The organism is Sphingopyxis sp. CCNWLW2 (genome assembly GCF_037095755.1).
Taxonomy (GTDB): Bacteria; Pseudomonadota; Alphaproteobacteria; order Sphingomonadales; family Sphingomonadaceae; genus Sphingopyxis.
Window position 1 is genome coordinate 919,054 of record NZ_JBAWKJ010000002.1, and the last position, 21,303, is coordinate 940,356.

Below are 21,303 nucleotides of genomic sequence, written 5' to 3' on the forward strand. Positions count from 1 at the left end.
ATGCCGGATCAAGTCCGGCATGACGAGGAAGTCTAAGCGGCGGGCAACATCCGCTCAGCGCGCATCTTGCGCAGCATGTCGAAGCTGAACACCGCGATGCTGACCCAGATCAGCAGGAAGCAGGCGAGCTGCACGGGCTTCAGCGGTTCGCCGAACACGAACAGGCTGAGCAGGAACTGCACCGTTGGTGCGAGATACTGGACGAAGCCGAGCGCCGCATAGCTCATCCGCCGCGCCGCGGTGGCGAAGAGCAGCAGCGGCACCGCGGTGACGATGCCTCCCGCCATCAGCAGCAGGCTGATCGATTGCTCCGAGCCAAAGCCGCGGCCGTCGCCGACCCACAGATACCAGGCTGCAACCCCGATCGACGGCAGGAGAAGCACGGTCGTCTCGACCGCCAACCCAGGGAGCGACCCCACGGGCACAACCTTGCGGATGAGGCCATAGATGCCGAACGAGAACGCGAGCGTCAGGCTGATCCACAAGGTATCGAGTGCGCCCGCGAGAAGGATCGCCACCCCCACGCCCGCGATGACCACCGCCACCAGTTGCAGCCGCGACAGACGTTCGCCGAGGAAGATCATCCCCAGCATCACATTGACGAGCGGGTTGAGATAATAGCCAAGGCTGGCCGCGAGCACATGGTCGGTGAAGATCGAGTAGATATAGACAAGCCAGTTGACCGCGATCAGCAGCGCACTCGCGAGCAGCAAGCGCAGCGTCCGCCAATCCTTCAGCGCGGTCAGATATTCGCCGATCTGGCGGCGAAAGAGCATGATCACAAAACACAGCGGCAGCGACCAGATGATCCGCTGTGCCAGCACCTCGACCGGTGGAACCGTGCTGAGCAGCTTGAAGAAGAGCGGGACGAAGCCCCAGATGCCATAGGCGGCGAGTGCGTAGGGCAAGCCGCCCTGATTGCTCCCCGCGGGGGCCGCTGGCTGGTTCATGGTCGGCTAGTCCGGCTGGATCAGATGATGCCGCCGCCGAGCATCAGGCGGATGACGCCGATGACGATGACGACGATGTTCAGGTTGCGCCCGCTCGTCTTGTCCGACATCGCACCAAGCGCCAAGCCGATGACCGCGAAGGGTATGATCACCCAGTTCGCCCAGCCGAGCAGCGGGATGAACGCAAAAACGGCCAGAACCAAGGCGATAGCGCCAATGACGAGCGATCCGATATTGAGCATGCCGGGATTGTCGCATGCCGCCGCCGATGCGGCAAGGGCTTTCGGTTCGTCGATGGAAGCGGTCGGTTCATCTTGTTGCCTTGGGTTCATGCAACGGCTTTGCAGCCCGGCTCGTTTTCCCCATCGAAGCGCCCGGTCCTGTACAAGCGGGACGAGGCGCCGAGACCAGGAAAGGACTTTTTATGCGTAATTTCAACAAGGGCATGATGGGCGCTTTTGCTGCCGCCAGTGTCGCCCTGACCGCGCCTGCCTATGCGGGTGTCGCGGCTCCTGCGAAGGCCGAAGGCTTCCATCAGCTCGACCAGTCGAGCAGCTTTCACAAGCGCAAAAAGCGCCATTACCATGACGAGCGCGTCAGTTCGGACACGCGCATCTGGCGCGACAATGACGGCCGTTATCGCTGCAAGAAGGATAATGGCACAACCGGCCTGCTGATCGGTGGCGCGGTCGGCGGTCTCGCGGGCCACGAAATCGCAGGCGGCGGCGACAAGCTGCTCGGCACCGTGCTCGGCGCCGCGGGTGGCGCGCTGCTCGGCCGTGAGATCGACCGCGACAAATATCGTTGCCGCTAAGGCAAAAACGCAAACCGTCTCGCGTGTGAGTTTGGACCCCTCCGCTCACGCACGCTGATGGCGAGGACGCCGGTTTCACCACCGGCGTCCTCAAGCGTATCCGCTTGCCCAAACCACCCTCTTGCCGCAGAAGCATCGGCCACTGCTGCGGGAGAGAGATTATGTTGAATGGCCCCCTGCTCGTCACCGAGCGGCTGATCCTGCGCCCACCCGCGACCGAGGATTTCGACGGCTTCGCCGAAATGTGCGCCGAGGAAGAGACGATGCGCTTCATCGGCGGCACCTGCCCGCGCTCGCAGGCGTGGCGCATGTGGTGCACGCTCGCCGGTGCCTGGCATATCCGCGGCTTTTCGATGTTCTCGGTGATCGAGCGCGCGACCGGCGAATGGGTCGGACGTCTCGGCCCGTGGGAGCCCGAGGGCTGGCCCGCCCCCGAGATCGGCTATGGCGTGCGCGCCAAATTCGCGGGTAAGGGCTATGCGCTCGAAGGCAGCGTCGCCGCCTGCGATTTCGCGGTCGAATTCCTGAAATGGCCCGAATTGATGCACAGCATCGACCCCGCGAACACGCGCTCGCAGGCGCTCGCGAAACGGCTCGGCGCGACGAACAGCGGCCCGACCCGTCTGCCCGCGCCTTTTCAGGATGCGCCGGTCGATGCATGGACGCAAAGCGCCGATGCGTGGCGCGTGAAGCGCAAGGAGTTTCTGCCCGGAGCGTGAGCGAAAGCGCAAAAGCGTCTCGCTCCGAGACAGTTTTCGGCTAACAAAGCCCCGCCCGTTAACGCATTTTATTTGGGCCTTTTTGACCAGAATAGGGCATTCCCAAGCACAGGATTAAGGGAGTGTTAGCGATGATGTTGCGCGGAAAATGGCTGGTGACCGGCTTGCTGATGGCCGCGGCGCCGCTCGCCGGGTGCCGGGACAATCCCCAAGCCAAGGCCGACCTCGCGCCGCTCGACGACGGGCTGACCGACGCCGACCCGGCGATCAAGGGCTCGCTCGAAGACAAGATCATGGTCGACCCCAAACTGGCGGGCCAATCGAACCGCAACGCGCTCGGTCCGGGCAACAAGCCCGTCAACGGCGGCGTTCCTGGCGTTGCGGGTGGCAAGGCCGCGACCGCCGCCGAAGCCGCCGCGGCACTGGCTGCCGGCAAATTGCTCGCCGCGCCGAAGGCTCTACCCTTCGAGGCCGGATGCGACGGCTGCGAAGCCAAGCAGCGCCCCGTCACGATCGGCGCGCTCGCGCGCGACCAGCAAAAGGGCAGCTGCGACGCCAAGCTGACGTACGGCAACGCCTGGGCCGATCGCCTTCCCGCCGCGTTCAAGGTCTATCCGCGCGCGACGCTGCGCGAAGCCGCGGGGATCGCCGGCGGTAAGTGCAACATCCGCGTCGTCAATTTCCAGACGGCGGCGTCGATGCAGGCGGTGCTCGATTATTATCACACGGTGGCGATCCGCGCCGGCTACACCAGCGACCACCGCGTCAACGGCAACGAGCATATGCTCGGCGGTACCAAGGGTGATCTCGCCTATGTGCTGATGATGCGCCGCGACGGCGCGATGACCGACGTCGATCTGGTGGCGTCGGGCGGCAAATAAGCCACGTTACGCTACACCATGAAAAAGGCCCCGGGGAGAGGGATACCCCGGGGCCTTTTCATTGCTTGCGTGACGCGCAAGCGGTCAGATCTTGTCGCCGAGCGCGCCCTGGACCTTGCCCTTCAGATTCTGGGCTTCGCCCTTGCGCTCCTGCGCTTCGCCTTCGGCGCGAAGGCGCTCGTTGTTGGTCGCCCTGCCGGCCGCCTGCTTCGCATTGCCGGCGGCTTCGTTGGCGATGCCTTTCGCCTTTTCGGTGAATTCACCCACGGGGTTTCTCCTTGGTTTTCAGAGGCGGGAGGGGCTCGCCTCTCGTCAAACCAACGGATCGCCGGAGAGTTTGTTCCGGGCACAAGGCAAAGCGTTCCAGGCAACGGACAGTCGGTCGATCGCTATAATTGTTCTTGATACGTTCCACGTCATTGCCTACTGCGTCGACCCGCGCAACGAGGGAAGAGAGATGGCGATGAAACTCGAACCCGGCTGCATGATCGAAAACGCTGATCTTTCCGGCGTCGACTTCGCGGAGATCGATCTGGCCGGCGCGACGTTGACGCAATGCGTGCTGCGCGACGTCCAGCTTACGGGAACCTGCCTACAGGACGCGCGCTTGACCGAGGTCCGCCTGATCCGATGCCGCTTCGCGAATGTCGATATGCGCGATGCGATTTTCGAGGGCTGTTCCTTCATCGACGACGCGGGCCACACCGGCGCACAATTCGTCTTCTCGCGTCTCGACCAGACGCGTTTCAGGCGCTGCGACCTCTCCTTTGCGAAGATCGATCGTTCGACGCTGTTTGGCATCGAGTTCGATGCGTGCAACATGCGGGGCGCCGAGCTTCACAAGGCCGATTTCAGCCGAGCCTTCGGTCGCAAACTCGTCAAGACGGCTGCCGCCTTTCGCGGATGCAATCTCGAATTCGCTGATCTGAACGGCGTCCGCATGCCCGATTGCGAGCTTTCGAACTCGAACCTTCGCGAAGCGGTCCTGTTCGATTCCGATTTGGAGGGCGCAGATCTGCGCGGGAGCGATCTGGTCCTCGCGCTCACCGCCGGCGCCAAATTCGCGCGCGCCGACCTTCGCGGCGCCGATGTCGCGGACCTGAACCTCAGGGAGCTTGCGACCCTCGACGGCATGATCGTGTCGGCGGGCCAGCAGCCGCATCTGCTGGCGGCGATGGGACTGGACGTCTATCCGGACTGAGCGGCTTAAATCAGCCCCGCCAGCGGGCTCGACGGATCGGCGTAGCGACGAACGCCCATGCGCCCCGCGAGATAGGAATCGCGCCCCGCCTCGACCGCCAGCTTCATCGCGCGCGCCATACGAATGGGGTCCTTGGCCTCCGCGATCGCGGTGTTCATCAGCACGCCGTCGCAGCCGAGTTCCATCGCCACCGCGGCGTCGCTCGCCGTCCCGACCCCTGCATCGACGAGCACCGGCACCGAAGCGCCCTCGACGATCAGGCGGATCGTGACGCGATTCTGGATGCCGAGCCCCGAGCCGATCGGCGCGCCCAAAGGCATCACCGCGACCGCGCCCGCGTCTTCCAATTGCTTCGCGGCGATCGGGTCGTCGACGCAATAGACCATCGGCAGGAAGCCTTCCTTAGCGAGGACTTCGGTCGCCTCCAGCGTCTCGCGCATGTTCGGATAGAGCGTCTTCGCCTCGCCGAGCACCTCGAGCTTCACCAGATCCCAGCCGCCCGCTTCGCGCGCCAGCCGCAGCGTGCGGATCGCGTCGTCAGCGTTGAAGCAGCCCGCGGTGTTGGGCAGGTAAGTGATTTTCTTCGGATCAATATAGTCGGTCAGCATCGGCGCATTGGGGTCCGAGACATTGACGCGGCGCACCGCGACGGTGACGATTTCCGCCCCCGACGCCGCGACCGCGGCGGCATTCTGCTCGAAATCCTTATATTTGCCGGTGCCGACAATCAGCCGCGATGTGAAGGTCCGGCCAGCGACGGTCCAACTGTCGATCTTGTCCACATTCAATCCTTATTCTGTACCACATTCGCGATGTCGCCGAGCGGATCGCGAACGAAAAACCGGCGGACGCCCCACGGCTCGTCGCGCAGGGCGTATATGATCTCGTGCCCCGCCGCGACCGCCCGCGCATGCACCGCATCGACATCGTCGACGCCGACCGAATAGGCGGGACGCAACCCCGACGGATCGTCGGTCAGGATGCTGATCTGTGCCATCGGCTGGGTGCCGGAGCGATAGATGGTGATAAAATCCATCGCCATCGCGGTCTCCAGCCCCAGCACATCGTTGAAAAAGCCTTCGCCGGTCCGCGCGTCGTCGGCATAGCGATTGGGTATGATGCGACCGACCGACATCAGCCGCCGCCCACGAAATGCACGATTTCCAGCGCGTCGCCCTCGGCGAGCGTCACATCGGCAAGCGTCGAGCGCGGCACGATTTCGCGATTGCGCTCGACCGCGACCTTCTTCACGTCGAGGCCGAGCGAGGCGACGAGGTCGGCGATGCTGCCTTTGCGCACCTGCCTTGTTTCGCCGTTGAGGATGACCGAGATCACTGGGGAATCCGCCTTGCTTTGCCTTTTGCCGAGCAGCCCATATAGGGGGAGCGCGCGTCCTCGCAACCGAAAGCCAAACCCTTGACCAACGAGCGTCCCGACAAGCCGACCGTCTTTGTCTTTTCCGGCCCCAACCTCAACCTGCTCGGCACGCGCGAGCCCGAGATTTACGGGCACGACACGCTGAGCGACATCCATGCGCGGCTGGAAGCGCAGGCCGACGTGCTGGGGCTGCGCGTCGAATGCCGCCAGACGAACCATGAAGGCGTGCTGATCGACTGGCTGCACGAAGCCTATATCGCGGGCGCCAAGGCGGTGCTGCTCAATGCCGGCGGCTATACCCACACCTCGATCGCGATCCACGATGCGATCAAGTCGATCAAGGTGCCGGTGATCGAGGTCCATCTGTCGGACCCGATGAAGCGCGAGGAATTCCGGCACATCAGCTATGTCGGCATGGCCGCGGTGGCGCATTTTGCCGGACATGGCGCGAACAGCTACACGCTGGCGCTGGACGCCGCCGCCCGTCTCTGACAATAGGGCGCATCAAAAACGGGGTCAGAGCGCCGCATCCAACGGCGCCGCAACAACAGGAAATATTCTCATGGGTGACCATAAAGACAATGGCATCAACGTCGATCCGGCATACGTCCGCGCGCTCGCCGAGCTGCTCGACGACACCGGATTGTCCGAAATCGAGGTCGAGGACGGCGAGCGCAAGATTCGTGTCGCGCGCACGCTGAACGCCGCGCCCGTCGCTTACGCTCCCACCGCCGCGCCGGTTGCAGCGGCTGCTCCGGCCGCACCCGCGGCGCCTGCCGCGGCAGCTCCGGCCGCGGACAGCTTCGCCGACGCCGTCAAATCGCCGATGGTCGGCACCGTCTATCTCTCGCCCGAACCCGGCGCGCCGAATTTCGCCGCCATCGGTTCGGCGGTGAAGGCCGGCGACACGGTCCTCATCGTCGAGGCGATGAAGGTGATGAACCCGATCACCGCGCCGGCGTCGGGCACGCTGAAAGCCGTGCATGTCGAGAACAGCCAGCCGGTCGAGTTCGACCAGCCGCTGTTCACCATCGGCTGAGCCCTCACTTATGGCCATTGAAAAGCTCCTGATCGCCAACCGCGGCGAGATCGCGCTGCGCATCCATCGCGCGTGCCACGAAATGGGCATCAAGACCGTCGCGGTCCATTCGACCGCCGACGCCGACGCGATGCACGTCCGCCTTGCCGACGAAGCCGTGTGCATCGGCCCGCCCGCGGCGAAGGACAGCTATCTCAACATCCCTGCGATCATCTCGGCGGCCGAGATCACCGGCGCCGACGCGATCCACCCGGGCTATGGCTTCCTGTCCGAAAACGAGCGTTTCGCCGAGATCATCGAAGCGCATGACATGATCTTCGTCGGGCCGAAGCCCGAACATATCCGCACGATGGGCGACAAGGTCGAGGCGAAGCGCACCGCGGTGGCGCTGGGCCTGCCGGTCGTTCCGGGCTCGCCCGGCGCGGTCACCTATGGCGACGAATGCCGGAAAATGGCCGAGGAAATCGGTTATCCGGTGCTGATCAAGGCGGCGTCGGGCGGCGGCGGCAGGGGCATGAAGGTCGTGCCCGATGCCGACAGCCTCGAAAGCCTGATGGGCCAGGCGTCGAGCGAAGCCGCGGCGGCGTTCGGCGATCCGACCGTCTATATGGAAAAATATCTCGGTAATCCGCGCCACATCGAATTCCAGATATTCGGCGACGGCAACGGCGGCGCGATTCACCTCGGCGAGCGCGACTGCTCGCTGCAACGCCGCCACCAGAAAGTGCTCGAAGAAGCCCCCTCGCCGATCATTTCGGCCGAGGAACGCGCACGCATGGGCAAGGTGTGCGCCGACGCGATGGCGGCGATGCACTATCGCGGCGCCGGCACGATCGAATTCCTGTGGGAAAATGGCGAATTCTTCTTCATCGAGATGAACACGCGCATTCAGGTCGAGCATCCGGTGACCGAAATGATCACCGGTTTCGACCTCGTCCGCGAACAGATCCGCATCGCGGGCGGCATGGGGCTGTCGGTGAAACAGGAAGACCTCGAATTCCGCGGCCACTCGATGGAATGCCGCATCAATGCCGAGGATCCGCGCACCTTCCTGCCCTCGCCGGGCAAGGTCACCAATTATCACGCCGCGGGCGGCATGCATGTGCGCGTCGATAGCGGGCTGTACGCCGGCTATTCGATCCCGCCCTATTACGACAGCATGATCGGCAAGCTGATCGTTTACGGCCGCACGCGCGAAAGCTGCATGATGCGGATGCGCCGCGCGCTCGAGGAAATGGTGATCAGCGGCGTGAAGACGAACATTCCGCTCCATCAGGCGCTGCTCGCCGACCCCGATGTCATCCACGGCGACTATACGATCAAGTGGCTCGAGGAATGGCTGGCAAAGCAGGATGAAGCGGCGAAGGCCTGACATCTATTCTTGCGCCGAACTGTGCGGCAGCTCACTTTAACTGTGGATGCTTTTTGGCTATGGGCTTTAACCATGGTCAAAAACTCCCCCTTTTCGGCGCGTCCTGCTGCGGCGCTTCTTCTTCCGCTGAGCCTGCTCGCGGTGCCCGCTTTCGCGCAACCGGGGGTCAAGGAGGATTCGGTGATCCTCCAGCCCGACAAGGTGCAGGACGACGCCCCCGTGGTCGAAACCGCGGCCGAAGCGAATTTGCCGAGCTGGTCGAAGCAGAATGCCGAGGCACTGCTGGTATCGATCGAGGGCATCGGTGCCGAAGGGCTGTTCGCGAAGGATTATAGCCCCGATGCGCTCGCCGCGGCGATCATGGGCGGCGATCAGGCGCGGCTCGACAAAACCGCGACCGATACCTTCCTGCTGCTCGCGACGCATCTGCGCGACGGCCGCACGCCCAACGCGGCGCGCAAACAGTGGTTCATGGTCGACAGCGACGGCGACAGCGAACCCCTGCTCTCGCTGCTCGCCGCGGCGCTCGGTGCTGGAACCGTCAGCGAGACGCTCGCGACGCTCGACCCCGTGCACCCCGATTTCGCGGCACTCAAGGCATCGCTCAAAAAAGCAAAGACCCCCGCCGACGCCAACGCGATCCGCGTCAACATGGAACGCTGGCGCTGGATGCCGCGCACGCTCGGCGAACGTTATGTCGTCAGCAATGTCCCCGAATATCTGACCCGCGTCGTCCATGGCGGCACGATCATCGCGACGCACAAGGCCGTCGTCGGCAAGTCGGCGACCCCAACGCCGCAGCTCAATCCGATGGCGACCGGCATCATCGTCAACCCGACCTGGACACTGCCGCGCAGCATCATCAACGAAGGCATCGGCGCCACGATCGCGCGCAATCCGGGCGCCGCGCGCGCGCAGGGCTATACCTGGACGGGCAGTGGCAAGACGCTGTCGGTCGTGCAAAAGGCCGGCGCGAACAACGCGCTGGGCGTGATGAAGATGGAAATGCTCAATCCGCACGCCATCTATCTGCACGACACGCCGTCGAAGGGCGCCTTCGCCGCCGCAGCGCGCGCGTTCAGCCACGGCTGCATCCGTACCGAGCGCGCCTTGCACTTCTCGGGCCTGATGGCAGTGATGTTCGCCGGGAAAAGCCCTGAGGAATTCGGCGAGGCGATCGCCAGCGGCGCGACAACGCGCTTCGGCTTCGACAACCCCTTCCCCGTCTATGTCGCCTATTGGACCGTCATTCCCGACGGCAAGGGCGGCGTGAAGAAGCTCGCCGACATCTATGGCCGCGACGCGCCCGTCGTGGCGAGCTTTGCCAAGCCCGGCCGCCCGACCGCGACGATCATCGCGCCGACGCCGCCGCCCGTGGTTCCGACGGTGACGACAACCGCGCGTGCGACGACGCCGGGGACAAGCGGGATTTATTGAGCAACAACGCGACTTTCTTCGGCATTCCCGCTTTCGCGGGACTACCGATATTATTGCTCGCTGGGCGCAATCACTTGAATCCCTTGGCCGGACGCCTTGCGTCGCTATCCCCAACTCCTTGTCAGAAATATGCAAGCGGAGATGGTCTTTACTGGACAAGCGTTCTTTTTGACAGATAGGAGGTAGCTTCAAACGGGGGCTAAGTGATTACAATTCGGAAATTCGTAGCGACTATAGTCGCGGCGATCTTGACCACGGCCGGCAACGCGCAGGAAGCAACGAACCAGGGCGAGTTCGTCGCGCAGCGCTCAACCGAGCAATCGACCGATGTTACGCTTTCGGCCACACAGCTTTTCAAATTTGCCGATGACGCGCGCGCACGGGGCGACTTTTCGATGGCGGAAACAGCCTATCGCGCGCTCGCAAGGGATCCGGACATCGAACTGCGCACGGAGGCCAGGTTTCGCCTCGGCATGATGCTGGCCGACCACCTCAAGCGCTATTCGGATGCCGCGATCGAGTTTCGCCGCATCCTCGACGAAAAGCCGGATGTGGCACGGGTACGGCTGGAACTGGCGCGCATGCAGGCTATGCTCGGCGATCTCAGCGCGGCGCGAAGGGAATTGCGCGCCGCCGAGGCCGCTGGCCTGCCGCCGGCAGTCGAGCAACTCGTCCGTTTCTATTCGCGCGCACTCGACGCCCGAAAGCCGCTGGGCGGCTCGATCAAGCTGGCGCTAGCGCCCGACAGCAACATCAACCGCGCCACCCGGGCCGATACGCTAGGCACGGTGATCGGCGATTTCGTGCTCGACGAGAATGCACAGGCAAAGTCGGGTATCGGGCTCGATTTGCAGGGCCAGAGTTATTTCCGTCTCGGTATCGAACCCGGGGCGGATCTTATGGTGCGCGCGTCGGGTAGCGCGACGCTCTATCGCGAAGCCGACTTCAATGATGTCACGATCGGCATTCAGGCCGGCCCGCAATATACATGGGGCAGTAACCAACTGACCTTTTCATTTGGGCCGTCGTGGCGTTGGTATGGACGCGATCCTTACAGCACGACGATCGGCGGCAATGTGAGTTGGCAGCGTCCGTTGGGCAAGCGAAGCCAATTGCGGCTCGAAGGCGGGATCGCGCATCAGACCAACAAGCGCAACGCGCTGCAGACAGCCGACGACTTCACCCTCGCGGCGAGCTTCGACCGGGCGTTCAGCGCGCGAACGGGCGGAGGAATACAGGTTTACGGTTTCCGGGAGGCCGCGCGCGATCCCGGCTATTCGCTGGCAAGCGGTGGGACCACGATCTACCTGTTTCGCGAACTTGGGCGCGCCACTCTGGTCGGCACATTGGGGTACAGCCATCTCGAGGCCGACGCACGGCTGTTCCTCTATCCAAAACGCCGGGTCGAGGACCGCTATAATGCCAGTCTTGCGATGACGCTGCGGTCCCTGCGCCTCGGCAGTTTCGCACCGCTGATACGCCTCAAATGGGAGCGCAATCGCTCCTCGATCGAAATTTACGACTACCGCCGCGTTGCCGCCGAATTTGGCGTCACATCGGCATTCTGACGGGGATATGTTTATGCGATCGATACGTTCCAAAAAGGCGACGGCGATGGTTTCGTTGACGGCGCTGAGCTTGATGCTGGCTGGCTGCGGCGGCGGGAGCGGGGGCGTCAACTCAACACCCCCGCCGCCGACGTCTACGCCGACACCCACGCCGACGCCCACGCCCACGCCCGTGCCGACACCTACTCCGATCCCGACGCCCACGCCCACGCCTACACCTACGCCCGTGCCGACACCGACACCGACACCGACGCCCACACCCACGCCGACACCGACACCCACGCCGACACCCACGCCTACTCCGATCCCGACGCCTACCCCAACGCCGCCCAAAATCTTGGGAAAGCCAACGGTCAGTTCGACATTTGCGGCCTTAGCCAACGCGGTCAGCGTCGATTATGATGCCGGCCGTGCCCAACCCGCGTCCGGCGGTGCGGTGACGGATGCCAGCCTGGCCTATGACGCTGGCACGGACAGCTTTACCCTCAAAGCCGGTTCCGAACAGCTCGTCTTCGGACCGGGCGATTTTAAGGTCCTGTCCTCCAAGGGGACGCGCCACGAGAAAATCGATGGGGACAAGATCACCCAACTCGACCTCGATTGGGGCGCGCAGACTGACTTCACGACCACCCCTGGCTATGTGGTGCTTGCCCAGCTCATTTCCCGGCAGCGCGACGTTGCCACCAGTATTGATCGCTATCGCGCGATCGATTTCGCTTTCGGCCTGCCCAGTGCCGCGTCCGCCGTGCCCAGGTCCGGCAATGCCGCCTATGACCTGACCTTCAGCGGCACCCGCTCCTCCAATGCCTCAGCCAATTTGCTGGATGTGGCAGGGCACGGAACCGCGCTGGTCGACTTCGGAACCGGACGGCTCGAAATCGCCGCCAAGACTTTCACGTTCAATTTTTTCGGCGGCGGCGTCATCAGCACCGAAAGCGATGGAGAGGTGAAGGCTGTCGGCGCAATCGTCGCGGGCGAAAACCGTTTTACGGGCAGGTTCATCGCACAGGCGGGCGCATCCGATAGTTATGCGGGCGACATGACCGGATCCTTTTTCGGACCTGCCGCCGAGGATATCGGCGGGGCGCTCTATGGCGCCTCGGGCTCGCTCTATTACAGCCTCGCCTTCGCCGGCTATGGCCTGCCGGAGACCGCGGCCGGCGATACGCTTGCCAATCTGAAAGGGGTGCCCCGCTTCCGAACGGTCAAGACGACCGTCTCGCTGCCTGGCTCGGGGCTCCTGTATCCGCCACCGTTGGCGGAAACGATCCGTTACAATGCCGACACCGGCACCTATACGTTCCCCGCCGGAGCAAATGTGGGGCTTTTTCTTGCAGTCGGCCCCGCCAATCGCGCTGCGGACAAGGATGCGGGCGACCTGCGCGCCTATGCGGGGACAGAGACGGTCGCCGGTACGAAGATAGATTATTCGGTTGGCTTGTTCGATGGCAATACCGATGGCATCGAATTGACATATGCCAGCTTCATGCGTGTTTTCACGCATCGCGATAGCGGCGGCGACGGCCTCGAATATATCGGCTTCGGCAGCTTCACCCCGCCCGATCAATTGCCGCGGAGCGGCAGCGCCACCTATGCCGGCCGCCTTTTCGGCGACGTCAATGACGGCTCGAAAATCGTCGCCTCGCTGAACGGCCGATCCGACCTTACCGCGAATTTCGGAACCGGCGTGTTGGCGGCGAGCCTGTTCCCCAACCGGGTTGGGCTCGACGGCGTCTCGACGGCGCTTGGCCGGTATGATTTCGCCGGGTCGATCGACGCCTTCACGGCTGCATTCAACGGAGCGTGGAACTCGGGTACGGGGAGCCTGATCGGTCGTTTCTACGGCAATGCTGCCCAGGAATATGCGGCTGTTTTCAATATCAACGACCCGGCAGTGGGCAATATGACAGGCATCGCCATAGGGAAGCAAACCGTGCCTTAAACGCCCGGGAAACAGTCAGATATACCCGTTCAGAAAGCAGCGTCGCCAATCACCTTGGCGACCTGCGACTCCCCTGCTTGCGAGCGCGAGTTCAGAACCCCCACGCGCCGGATGACCATATCGGTGTCATGCCTTCACGGGAACGGTGCTGTGATAGGTGGAAGCGCTCAGTCCGCGGTCTTCGGCAGCGGCCCGCTGATCGAACTCGCGCGCCGCAAATTCTCCATACCCGGAAGCGGGTCGGAGGGCGGCAGTTCGAACGGCTTGGGCATCGGCGGCGGCAGGCTCAGCCGGTCGGCGAATAGCAAGCGGCCCGGCCCGAGCTTGTAGAGGATCATCGGCAACAGCTCTTCGCCGAACACGAAGCAGCCTTCGCTGCGCCCCAGCTTTCCCTGCGTCGCGATCAGCGCCGGGTCGGCGTACCAGGCGCCGTGCACGACGATCGCGCGCTGGTCAGCCGAATAATTGTCGGGTTCAAGCCCCGCGAGCCGCATCGACGAGCCGTTGGCGCCCCAATAATAATCGCTGGTACGATACGCGCCGCGCGAGGTCGCCAGGCTGCCCACGCGGTTCGAGAAATTCTTGAGCCAGCCGTCGTGCTGCGGGTCCGATCCGCGACCGTGCGTCACCGGGAACATCTCGACCTTGCCCGCGACCATGTCGACCAGCGCAAAGCGCGGGCGCGACGAAGGCAGGCCGAAATCGACCACGCCGACGCGGTCGCTCTGCGGGATATTGCGTCCCTGCATCGCGAGTTGCTTCTTCGCCACGGCGAGATAATCGACTGGCGGCGGCAAAGGCGCCACCGGCTGCTGAATCCAGTTGGGGAGCTGTGCGCGTGCGGGCACGGCGGCCATTGCCCCCGCCCCAGCCATCGCTGCCAACATCGCCCGTCGATCGATCAATTCATTCACTTGCAACCCAACCCCGCATTGGCCGCCTTTTACGGTCCTTCGACTTTGCATAAGTCGTGTGTTGGCCGCGAAAGGCAAGCGGATGGTTCCCCTTCATGCGGGAAGATGTGCCATATATGCCATGAATAGCGAGTTTACGCTGCTGTAAGGCTGCGTTAGGACACGCGCCATGAACGCAATCATCTGGCACAACCCCTCTTGCGGCACCTCGCGCAAGACGCTGGCGATCCTTCAGGAAACGCCCGGCGTCGCGCTGACGGTCGTCGAATATCTGAAAAACCCGTACAGCGCGGACAAGCTGCGCCAGCTATTCAAGGACGCCGGGCTGACCGCGCGCGACGCGCTGCGCCTGCGGGGCACCGATGCCGAGGAACGCGGGCTCAAGGATGCCGGCGAAGATGAAATCGTCACCGCGATGGCTGCCAATCCCGCCTATGTCGAACGCCCGTTCGTCGAAACCGATAAAGGCGTGAGACTGTGCCGCCCGCAGGACCGGGTGCTCGAAATCCTCTAACCGGCGACGATCCGCCCGCCCGCGATCCGGAAGCGCGTGACCGGCCCCGGCATATCGTCGAACAGCGCCGCCTCGGTTCCCGTCAGCCATGCCTGCCCGCCCTGCCCAGCGAGCCGCTCGTAGAGCGCACTGCGGCGCAGCGGGTCGAGATGCGCGGCGACCTCGTCGAGCAGCAGCACCGGCCTTTGCCCGCGAGCACGCGCGACGCTATCGCTGTGCGCCAGGACGAGCGAGAGCAGCATCGCCTTTTGCTCGCCGGTCGAGCAGCGTGCCGCCGCGCGGCCGGTCGCGGCGTGGACGGCGGAGAGGTCATCGCGGTGCGGGCCGGTGGTCGCGCGGCCCGCAGCGGCATCGATGCGGCGGCGCGACGCGAACAGCGCCTTGAGCACCTCAACGTCGTGCGGCGCCGTCCGCGCAGCGCCTTCGCTGTCGACCAGAGTCAGCAGCGGGCGCGCGAACGGCGCGTCGGGCTGGCCCGCGAGTTCGGCCGACAGCCCCGCGAGCATCTGCTGCCGCGCCGCATCCATCGCCGCGCCATGTTCGGCGAGCTGCGCCTCGAGGCTCGTCAGCCATTGCTGGTCGGCGTGCCCGGGATCGGCGAGCAGCTTCCCGCGCGCACGGAGCGCCGCCTCGTAGCGATTGCTGTGCTGCGCGTGGCGCGGATCGAGCGCCAGCACGAGGCGGTCGAGGAAGCGCCGCCGGTTGCCCGCGGTCTCGACGAACAGCCGGTCCATCGCAGGGGTCAGCCACAGGACCGCCAGCCAGTCGCCGAGCGCGGTCGCCGCGGCGGTCGCGCCATTGATGCGCACGATCCGCCGCCCCGGCTGCGCGGCCTCGATCCCCGTGCCGAGCGCCACCGGCGCGAGGTCGGTGCCCGCCTGGACCTCCGCAAAGACGGCAAAGCCGCCGCTCGCCCCGTCGCGCACCATGTCGGACAGCGCAGCACGGCGAAGGCCGCGGCCGGGCGCGAGCAGCGAGATCGCCTCCAAGATATTGGTCTTGCCCGCGCCATTGTCGCCGTGCAGCGCGACGAGCCCCGGCGCGGCCGCCATGTCCGCGCCGGCATGATTGCGAAAATCGGTCAGCGAAAGGCGGGTCAGCGTCATCTGCCTGTCCGCCTACCCCAGCCCCTCGCGCGATTCCAGTCCGACGCCGAGCGTGGTTCCGTTGAATATTTTCCGACTAGCGGGAATTTTCACCATCTTAGCGCATTTTTCGCGACGAAATAATCTGTCGCGGACCCAAAAACCCCACTTAACCGCCAATGAATGAAATTGGCACGGTCCCTGCAATAGTATCGGCATCCACCGGATGGCCCGGAATGGAAGGTTCAAGGAAGGAAAATATCATGGCCCATTTCAATGTCGACTCGTTCAAGAGCTACGCGATTGCCGCTGTTGCCTCGCTTTACTGCTCGATGATGTTCCTCGCCGCTGTCGGCCCGAACGCTGCACATTTCGGTGGACTGGTCGCCTGACCGGTCCCCGTACCCCGCCAATAACGCCGGCCGGATGGCCGGGATGGAAAGGAAAGAAATGAAACAGGGTTTTCGCAAGAATCGTCGCGACGGGATGATCTTCGGTGTGTGTGCCGGGATGTCAGACCAGTTCGGCATCGACGTCTTGTGGACGCGCGTCGGCTTTGTCGCCCTGACGCTTTTGGGCTTCGGCCTGCCTCTGCTGCTGTACCTCGCCGTCGCGATCCTCGCGCCCTAGGACAGCCAAGGGCCGGACGCCTTCAAGGCGCAGTCGCACCGGCCCGCATATTCCCAGGACCAAGGGCTCACCGGCCACCCCGGTGGGCCCTTTTCTATTTGTCGGCTCGCGACTGATTGCGGACGTTTGGCTGTCGGCTCTATACCGTTCTGGCAAAGAGGAGCGATCCAGTGACCAAGCGGCGGAAGCCCTTAATATCGGAGCAGCAAGCGAAGGACTTGGCTGCCGAGTATTTAGCCAAACAAGACTTGCTAGGTTGGCGTTTTGATGTCGCGGAAGCACATCGGGCCGGAATTGACCCCAGTAACTGGACTGTGATTTTCGACCGATTTTCACCGGAAGGGACCGTGGTCGATGGTCCGCAAGTTCTCGTCGTAAATGGAATGACGGGCGAAGTTCGCACGCTGGAATCGTACTACGAATAACTCCGGATAGCGTCCGCTTCCCACCCCAAACCAGCCAAAGAAAAAGCCCCGCCGGATCGCTCCGGCAGGGCTCATTTCTGTCAGTCCGAAGACCGAGGAGTTTATTCCTCGCCTTCGCCTTCGGGGCGCTCTTCAACCATCACGTCATCGGTGGTGAAGTCTTCGCCCTGCACCTTGCCGAGCGGATCGTCGCCGATCGCCGCTTCGGGGCCCTGCGCCAGTTCGGCGGCATGCTCTTCGGCGGCGGTCGCCGGGGCGATCAGATGCTCCTGGTTCGCGGCGCGCATGGCGGCACGAAGCGCAGCATCCTTCGACGAGGCGGTGACGCGGACGCGGTTCATGGCAGCGCCGGTACCCGCCGGGATGAGGCGGCCGACGATGACATTTTCCTTGAGGCCCTGCAGCGAGTCGATCTTGCCCTGCACCGAAGCCTCGGTGAGAACGCGGGTCGTCTCCTGGAAGGATGCCGCCGAAACGAAGCTGCGCGTCTGCAGGCTCGCCTTGGTGATGCCGAGAAGGACCGGACGGCCCTCCGCAGGCACGCCGTTCTTCGGCAGCTTGGCGTTATACTCCATCATCTCCAGATAATCGAGCTGTTCGCCCGGCAGCAACGTGGTGTCGCCGCCTGCCGTGATCTCGACCTTCTGCAGCATCTGGCGAACGATCACCTCGATGTGCTTGTCGTTGATCTTCACGCCCTGCAGTCGATAGACTTCCTGGATTTCCGCGACGAGATATTCGGCCAGCGCCTCGACGCCCATGACGTCGAGGATGTCGTGCGGGTTCGGCGAGCCCGAAATCAGCGCGTCGCCGCGCTTGACCTGGTCGCCTTCCTGCACTTCCAGCACCTTCGACTTGGGAATGAGGTACTCGATCGAATCGCCTTCTTCCGGAACGATCGCGATCTTGCGCTTCGCCTTGTAATCCTTGACGAATTCAATGCGGCCGCTGATCTTCGCGATAACGCTGTTATCCTTCGGAATGCGCGCTTCGAACAGCTCGGCAACACGCGGCAGACCGCCGGTGATGTCGCGCGTCTTCGACGCTTCGCGGCTGACACGCGCCAGAACGTCGCCCGCCTGCACTTCCTGACCGTCCTCGACCGACAGCATCGTGCCGACCGCGAGCAGGTAACGTGCAGCTTCACCCGACTGGTCGTCGAGCAAGGTCAGGCGCGGCTGAAGGTCTTCCTTCTTGGCGCGGCCCGCCGAGCGATATTCGATCACGACGCGCTGGGCGATGCCCGTCGCTTCGTCGACCTGTTCGATCAGGGTCTTGGTGTCTTCCAGATCCTGATACTTCACGACGCCCTGCTTTTCGGTGATGAGCGGCATGGTGAACGGATCCCATTCGGCAATCCGGTCGCCCTTCTTCACCTTTTCGCCGTCCTTGTGCATGATCTGCGCACCATAGGGCAGCTTGTGCGTCGCGCGTTCGCGGCCTTCGGCGTCGATGATCGCGATTTCGCCCGAACGCGACAGCGCCAGACGGCGGCCACGCTGGTCGACGATCGTCGCCATGTCGCGATATTCGATCGTACCGTCCGAAATCGCTTCGGCGTTCGACTGCTCGTTGACCTGCGCCGCACCACCGATGTGGAAGGTACGCATCGTCAGCTGCGTGCCGGGTTCACCGATCGACTGCGCGGCGATAACGCCGACAGCTTCACCGATGTTGACCGGCGTACCGCGGGCAAGGTCGCGGCCATAGCATTTGCCGCAAACACCCAGCGTCGCTTCGCAGACCAGCGGCGAACGGATCTTGACCGACTGGACTTCGGCGTCCTCGATCCGCTGCGTCGTCGCTTCGTCGAGCAGCGTGCCAACGGGAGCAATGACATTGCCGTCCTTGTCGGTCACATCCTCGAGCGTCGTACGGCCGAGGATACGCTCGCCGAGCGAGGCGATGGTCGAACCGCCCTGCACGATCGCACGCATTTCCATGCCGCGTTCGGTGCCGCAATCTTCCTCGATCACGACGCAGTCCTGCGACACGTCGACCAGACGGCGGGTCAGGTAACCCGAGTTCGCCGTCTTGAGCGCCGTATCGGCCAGGCCCTTACGCGCACCGTGCGTCGAGTTGAAATACTCGAGAACGGTCAGACCTTCTTTGAAGTTCGAGATGATCGGCGTTTCGATGATCTCGCCCGACGGCTTGGCCATCAGGCCGCGCATGCCGGCGAGCTGCTTCATCTGCGCCTGCGAACCACGAGCACCCGAGTGCGCCATCATATAGATGGAGTTGATCGGGGCCAGACGGCCGTCGTCGAGCTTCGGCGTCGCACGGATTTCGTCCATCATCGCGGTCGCGACCTTGTCGCCGCACTGCGACCAGGCGTCGATCGCCTTGTTGTACTTTTCCTGCTGCGTGATCAGGCCGTCCTGATACTGCTGCTCGAAATCCTTCACGAGCGCGCGGGTTTCGTCGACCATCCCTTCCTTCGACGCCGGAATGATCATGTCATCCTTGCCGAACGAGATGCCCGCCTTGAACGCGTTGCGGAAGCCCAGCGCCATGATGGCGTCGGCGAACAGCACGGTCTCTTTCTGGCCGGTGTGACGATAGACCTGATCGATCACGTCGCCGATTTCCTTCTTGGTGAGAAGGCGGTTGACGACGTCGAAGGGCACGGTGTGCGACTTCGGCAGGCATTCGCCGATCAGCATGCGGCCCGGAGTGGTCTCGAAACGCTTGAGATACTCGTTGCCCTGCTCGTCGGTCTGCGGAACGCGGCTGATGACCTTCGTGTGCAGCGTCACCGAACCGGTGAACAGCGCCTGATGCACTTCGGCCATGTCGGCGAGCAGCATGCCCTCGCCCGGCTCGCCTTCGCGCTCCAGCGAGAGATAATAGAGACCGAGAACCATGTCCTGCGACGGAACGATGATCGGCTTGCCGTTCGCGGGGCTGAGGATGTTGTTGGTCGACATCATCAGCACGCGCGCTTCGAGCTGGGCTTCCAGCGAAAGCGGCACGTGGACCGCCATCTGGTCACCGTCGAAGTCGGCGTTGAACGCGGCGCAGACCAGCGGGTGCAGCTGGATCGCCTTGCCTTCGATCAGCACCGGCTCGAACGCCTGAATGCCGAGGCGGTGAAGCGTCGGGGCGCGGTTCAGAAGGACCGGGTGCTCGCGAATGACTTCGTCGAGGATGTCCCAGACTTCCTTGCGCTCCTTTTCGACCCATTTCTTCGCCTGCTTCAGGGTCATCGACAGACCCTTGGCGTCGAGGCGCGCGTAGATGAACGGCTTGAACAGTTCGAGCGCCATCTTCTTCGGCAGGCCGCACTGGTGCAGCTTGAGTTCGGGGCCGGTCACGATGACCGAACGGCCCGAATAGTCGACGCGCTTGCCGAGCAGGTTCTGACGGAAGCGGCCCTGCTTGCCCTTGAGCATGTCGGACAGCGACTTCAGCGGACGCTTGTTGGCGCCCGTGATCGTGCGGCCGCGGCGGCCGTTATCGAACAATGCGTCGACGGCTTCCTGAAGCATGCGCTTTTCGTTGCGGACGATGATGTCCGGCGCGCGCAGTTCCATCAGGCGCTTCAGGCGGTTGTTACGGTTGATCACGCGGCGATACAGGTCGTTCAGATCCGACGTCGCGAAGCGGCCGCCGTCGAGCGGCACCAGCGGGCGCAGTTCGGGCGGAATGACCGGCACGACTTCGAGGATCATCCATTCGGGACGGTTGCCCGATTCGATGAAGCTCTCGACGACCTTCAGGCGCTTGATGATCTTCTTGGGCTTCAGCTCCGACTTCGTCGTCGCGAGGTCTTCCATCAGGTCGACGCGTTCCTGCTCCAGATCGAGATTTTCGAGGAGCACGCGGATCGCCTCGGCGCCGATGCCGGCCGAGAAGGCGTCTTCGCCATATTCGTCCTGCGCGTCGAGCAGTTCGTCTTCGGTCAGAAGCTGGAACTTCTCGAGCGGGGTCAGGCCGGGCTCAAGAACGATATAGGCTTCGAAATAGAGGACGCGCTCGAGCTGCTTCAGCTGCATGTCGAGCAGCAGGCCGATGCGCGACGGCAGCGACTTCAGGAACCAGATGTGCGCGACGGGCGCGGCGAGCTCGATATGGCCCATGCGCTCGCGGCGAACCTTGGTCACCGTGACTTCGACACCGCATTTTTCGCAGACGATGCCCTTGTATTTCATGCGCTTATACTTGCCGCACAGGCATTCATAATCCTTGATCGGACCGAAAATGCGCGCGCAGAACAGGCCGTCACGCTCGGGCTTGAACGTGCGGTAGTTGATGGTTTCGGGCTTCTTGATCTCGCCGAACGACCACGAGCGGATACGCTCGGGGCTCGCGATGCCGATCTTGATCATGTCGAAGGTTTCGGGCTTCGCGACCGGGTTCATGAAGTTGGTAAGCTGGTTCATATTCTAAGCTCCACTCTTCCCCCCTCGCCGCAGGCGAAGGGGGTGAGGAA

At 63.6% G+C, this 21,303-nt stretch carries 23 protein-coding genes; 14 read left to right on the forward strand and 9 right to left on the reverse strand.

The window, feature by feature from the left end; all coding sequences use genetic code 11:
• Positions 1-32 precede the first annotated feature (32 nt).
• Entirely contained in the window at positions 33-950 is a 918-nt protein-coding gene (gene rarD, locus V8J55_RS15605; protein ID WP_336446511.1) for an EamA family transporter RarD, read from the reverse strand.
• A 20-nt stretch (positions 951-970) separates the two neighbouring features.
• Positions 971-1,282: a hypothetical protein gene (locus V8J55_RS15610; RefSeq protein WP_443030828.1), complete on the reverse strand. Its 312-nt coding sequence runs from the start codon at positions 1,280-1,282 to the stop codon at positions 971-973.
• 92 nt (positions 1,283-1,374) lie between these two features.
• On the opposite strand from V8J55_RS15610, the gene V8J55_RS15615 reads away from it, so the two are divergent.
• The 3 genes from V8J55_RS15615 to V8J55_RS15625 all read left to right on the forward strand — a co-directional run bounded on the left by V8J55_RS15615 (position 1,375) and on the right by V8J55_RS15625 (position 3,364).
• Complete coding sequence (locus V8J55_RS15615; RefSeq protein WP_336446512.1) at positions 1,375-1,764, forward strand: glycine zipper 2TM domain-containing protein; 390 nt, start codon at positions 1,375-1,377, stop codon at positions 1,762-1,764.
• 161 nt (positions 1,765-1,925) lie between these two features.
• Positions 1,926-2,483 (forward strand): GNAT family N-acetyltransferase, encoded by a 558-nt coding sequence (locus V8J55_RS15620; protein WP_336446513.1) that lies wholly within the window; start codon positions 1,926-1,928, stop codon positions 2,481-2,483.
• Positions 2,484-2,614: 131 nt separating this feature from the next.
• A complete protein-coding gene (locus V8J55_RS15625; RefSeq protein WP_336446514.1) occupies positions 2,615-3,364 on the forward strand; it encodes a hypothetical protein in 750 nt (249 codons plus the stop codon).
• An 84-nt stretch (positions 3,365-3,448) separates the two neighbouring features.
• On the opposite strand, the gene V8J55_RS15630 is transcribed toward V8J55_RS15625, so the two are convergent.
• Positions 3,449-3,631 (reverse strand): CsbD family protein, encoded by a 183-nt coding sequence (locus tag V8J55_RS15630; RefSeq protein ID WP_336446515.1) that lies wholly within the window; start codon positions 3,629-3,631, stop codon positions 3,449-3,451.
• Between V8J55_RS15630 and V8J55_RS15635 the strand changes: the two genes are divergently transcribed.
• On the forward strand, positions 3,600-4,565 hold the full coding sequence (locus tag V8J55_RS15635; protein WP_336446516.1) for a pentapeptide repeat-containing protein: 966 nt from the start codon (positions 3,600-3,602) through the stop codon (positions 4,563-4,565). The genes V8J55_RS15630 and V8J55_RS15635 overlap by 32 nt on opposite strands.
• A 5-nt stretch (positions 4,566-4,570) precedes the next feature.
• Here the strand turns inward: V8J55_RS15635 and V8J55_RS15640 are convergent, their stop codons facing one another.
• The 3 genes from V8J55_RS15640 to thiS are packed head-to-tail and all read right to left on the reverse strand — an operon-like array spanning position 4,571 to position 5,900.
• On the reverse strand, positions 4,571-5,347 hold the full coding sequence (locus tag V8J55_RS15640; protein WP_327195839.1) for a bifunctional sulfur carrier protein/thiazole synthase protein: 777 nt from the start codon (positions 5,345-5,347) through the stop codon (positions 4,571-4,573).
• A 2-nt stretch (positions 5,348-5,349) separates the two neighbouring features.
• A complete protein-coding gene (locus V8J55_RS15645; protein ID WP_336446517.1) occupies positions 5,350-5,700 on the reverse strand; it encodes a VOC family protein in 351 nt (116 codons plus the stop codon).
• Entirely contained in the window at positions 5,700-5,900 is a 201-nt protein-coding gene (thiS, locus tag V8J55_RS15650) for a sulfur carrier protein ThiS (protein WP_336446518.1), read from the reverse strand. Before thiS ends, V8J55_RS15645 begins: the two co-directional genes overlap by 1 nt.
• A gap of 81 nt (positions 5,901-5,981) precedes the next feature.
• On the opposite strand from thiS, the gene V8J55_RS15655 reads away from it, so the two are divergent.
• From V8J55_RS15655 to V8J55_RS15680, 6 genes are all read left to right on the forward strand, one after another.
• Positions 5,982-6,434, forward strand: a complete 453-nt coding sequence (locus V8J55_RS15655) for a type II 3-dehydroquinate dehydratase (protein WP_336446519.1) — start codon at positions 5,982-5,984, stop codon at positions 6,432-6,434.
• A gap of 70 nt (positions 6,435-6,504) precedes the next feature.
• On the forward strand, positions 6,505-6,981 hold the full coding sequence (accB, locus tag V8J55_RS15660) for an acetyl-CoA carboxylase biotin carboxyl carrier protein (protein WP_336446520.1): 477 nt from the start codon (positions 6,505-6,507) through the stop codon (positions 6,979-6,981).
• 10 nt (positions 6,982-6,991) lie between these two features.
• The gene (gene accC, locus V8J55_RS15665; protein ID WP_336446521.1) at positions 6,992-8,353 is read left to right on the forward strand and encodes an acetyl-CoA carboxylase biotin carboxylase subunit; all 1,362 of its coding nucleotides are present in this window, start codon (positions 6,992-6,994) and stop codon (positions 8,351-8,353) included.
• Between the two features lie 72 nt (positions 8,354-8,425).
• On the forward strand, positions 8,426-9,790 hold the full coding sequence (locus V8J55_RS15670) for a L,D-transpeptidase family protein (RefSeq protein ID WP_336446522.1): 1,365 nt from the start codon (positions 8,426-8,428) through the stop codon (positions 9,788-9,790).
• A 248-nt stretch (positions 9,791-10,038) separates the two neighbouring features.
• Positions 10,039-11,358, forward strand: coding sequence for a surface lipoprotein assembly modifier (locus tag V8J55_RS15675; protein ID WP_336446523.1), 1,320 nt, complete (start codon positions 10,039-10,041; stop codon positions 11,356-11,358).
• A 46-nt stretch (positions 11,359-11,404) separates the two neighbouring features.
• Positions 11,405-13,300: a transferrin-binding protein-like solute binding protein gene (locus V8J55_RS15680; RefSeq protein WP_336446524.1), complete on the forward strand. Its 1,896-nt coding sequence runs from the start codon at positions 11,405-11,407 to the stop codon at positions 13,298-13,300.
• Positions 13,301-13,467: 167 nt separating this feature from the next.
• On the opposite strand, the gene V8J55_RS15685 is transcribed toward V8J55_RS15680, so the two are convergent.
• A complete protein-coding gene (locus V8J55_RS15685) occupies positions 13,468-14,157 on the reverse strand; it encodes a murein L,D-transpeptidase catalytic domain family protein (RefSeq protein WP_294048023.1) in 690 nt (229 codons plus the stop codon).
• Positions 14,158-14,383: 226 nt separating this feature from the next.
• Here V8J55_RS15685 and V8J55_RS15690 point away from each other — a divergent pair, with 226 nt between their 5' ends.
• Positions 14,384-14,728 carry an arsenate reductase family protein gene (locus V8J55_RS15690; RefSeq protein WP_336446525.1) on the forward strand — a complete coding sequence of 115 codons (345 nt, stop codon included), beginning with the start codon at positions 14,384-14,386 and terminating at the stop codon, positions 14,726-14,728.
• Here the strand turns inward: V8J55_RS15690 and recF are convergent.
• The gene (recF, locus tag V8J55_RS15695; protein ID WP_336446526.1) at positions 14,725-15,834 is read right to left on the reverse strand and encodes a DNA replication/repair protein RecF; all 1,110 of its coding nucleotides are present in this window, start codon (positions 15,832-15,834) and stop codon (positions 14,725-14,727) included. The genes V8J55_RS15690 and recF overlap by 4 nt on opposite strands.
• A 242-nt stretch (positions 15,835-16,076) precedes the next feature.
• On the opposite strand from recF, the gene V8J55_RS15700 reads away from it, so the two are divergent.
• The 3 genes from V8J55_RS15700 to V8J55_RS15710 all read left to right on the forward strand — a co-directional run bounded on the left by V8J55_RS15700 (position 16,077) and on the right by V8J55_RS15710 (position 16,868).
• A complete protein-coding gene (locus V8J55_RS15700) occupies positions 16,077-16,205 on the forward strand; it encodes a hypothetical protein (protein WP_268746382.1) in 129 nt (42 codons plus the stop codon).
• Positions 16,206-16,263: 58 nt separating this feature from the next.
• On the forward strand, positions 16,264-16,443 hold the full coding sequence (locus V8J55_RS15705; protein WP_039580111.1) for a PspC domain-containing protein: 180 nt from the start codon (positions 16,264-16,266) through the stop codon (positions 16,441-16,443).
• Positions 16,444-16,613: 170 nt separating this feature from the next.
• On the forward strand, positions 16,614-16,868 hold the full coding sequence (locus V8J55_RS15710; RefSeq protein WP_336446527.1) for a hypothetical protein: 255 nt from the start codon (positions 16,614-16,616) through the stop codon (positions 16,866-16,868).
• A gap of 101 nt (positions 16,869-16,969) precedes the next feature.
• Here V8J55_RS15710 and rpoC read toward each other — a convergent pair whose 3' ends face one another.
• A complete protein-coding gene (rpoC, locus tag V8J55_RS15715; protein ID WP_336446528.1) occupies positions 16,970-21,253 on the reverse strand; it encodes a DNA-directed RNA polymerase subunit beta' in 4,284 nt (1,427 codons plus the stop codon).
• Positions 21,254-21,303: the final 50 nt, after the last annotated feature.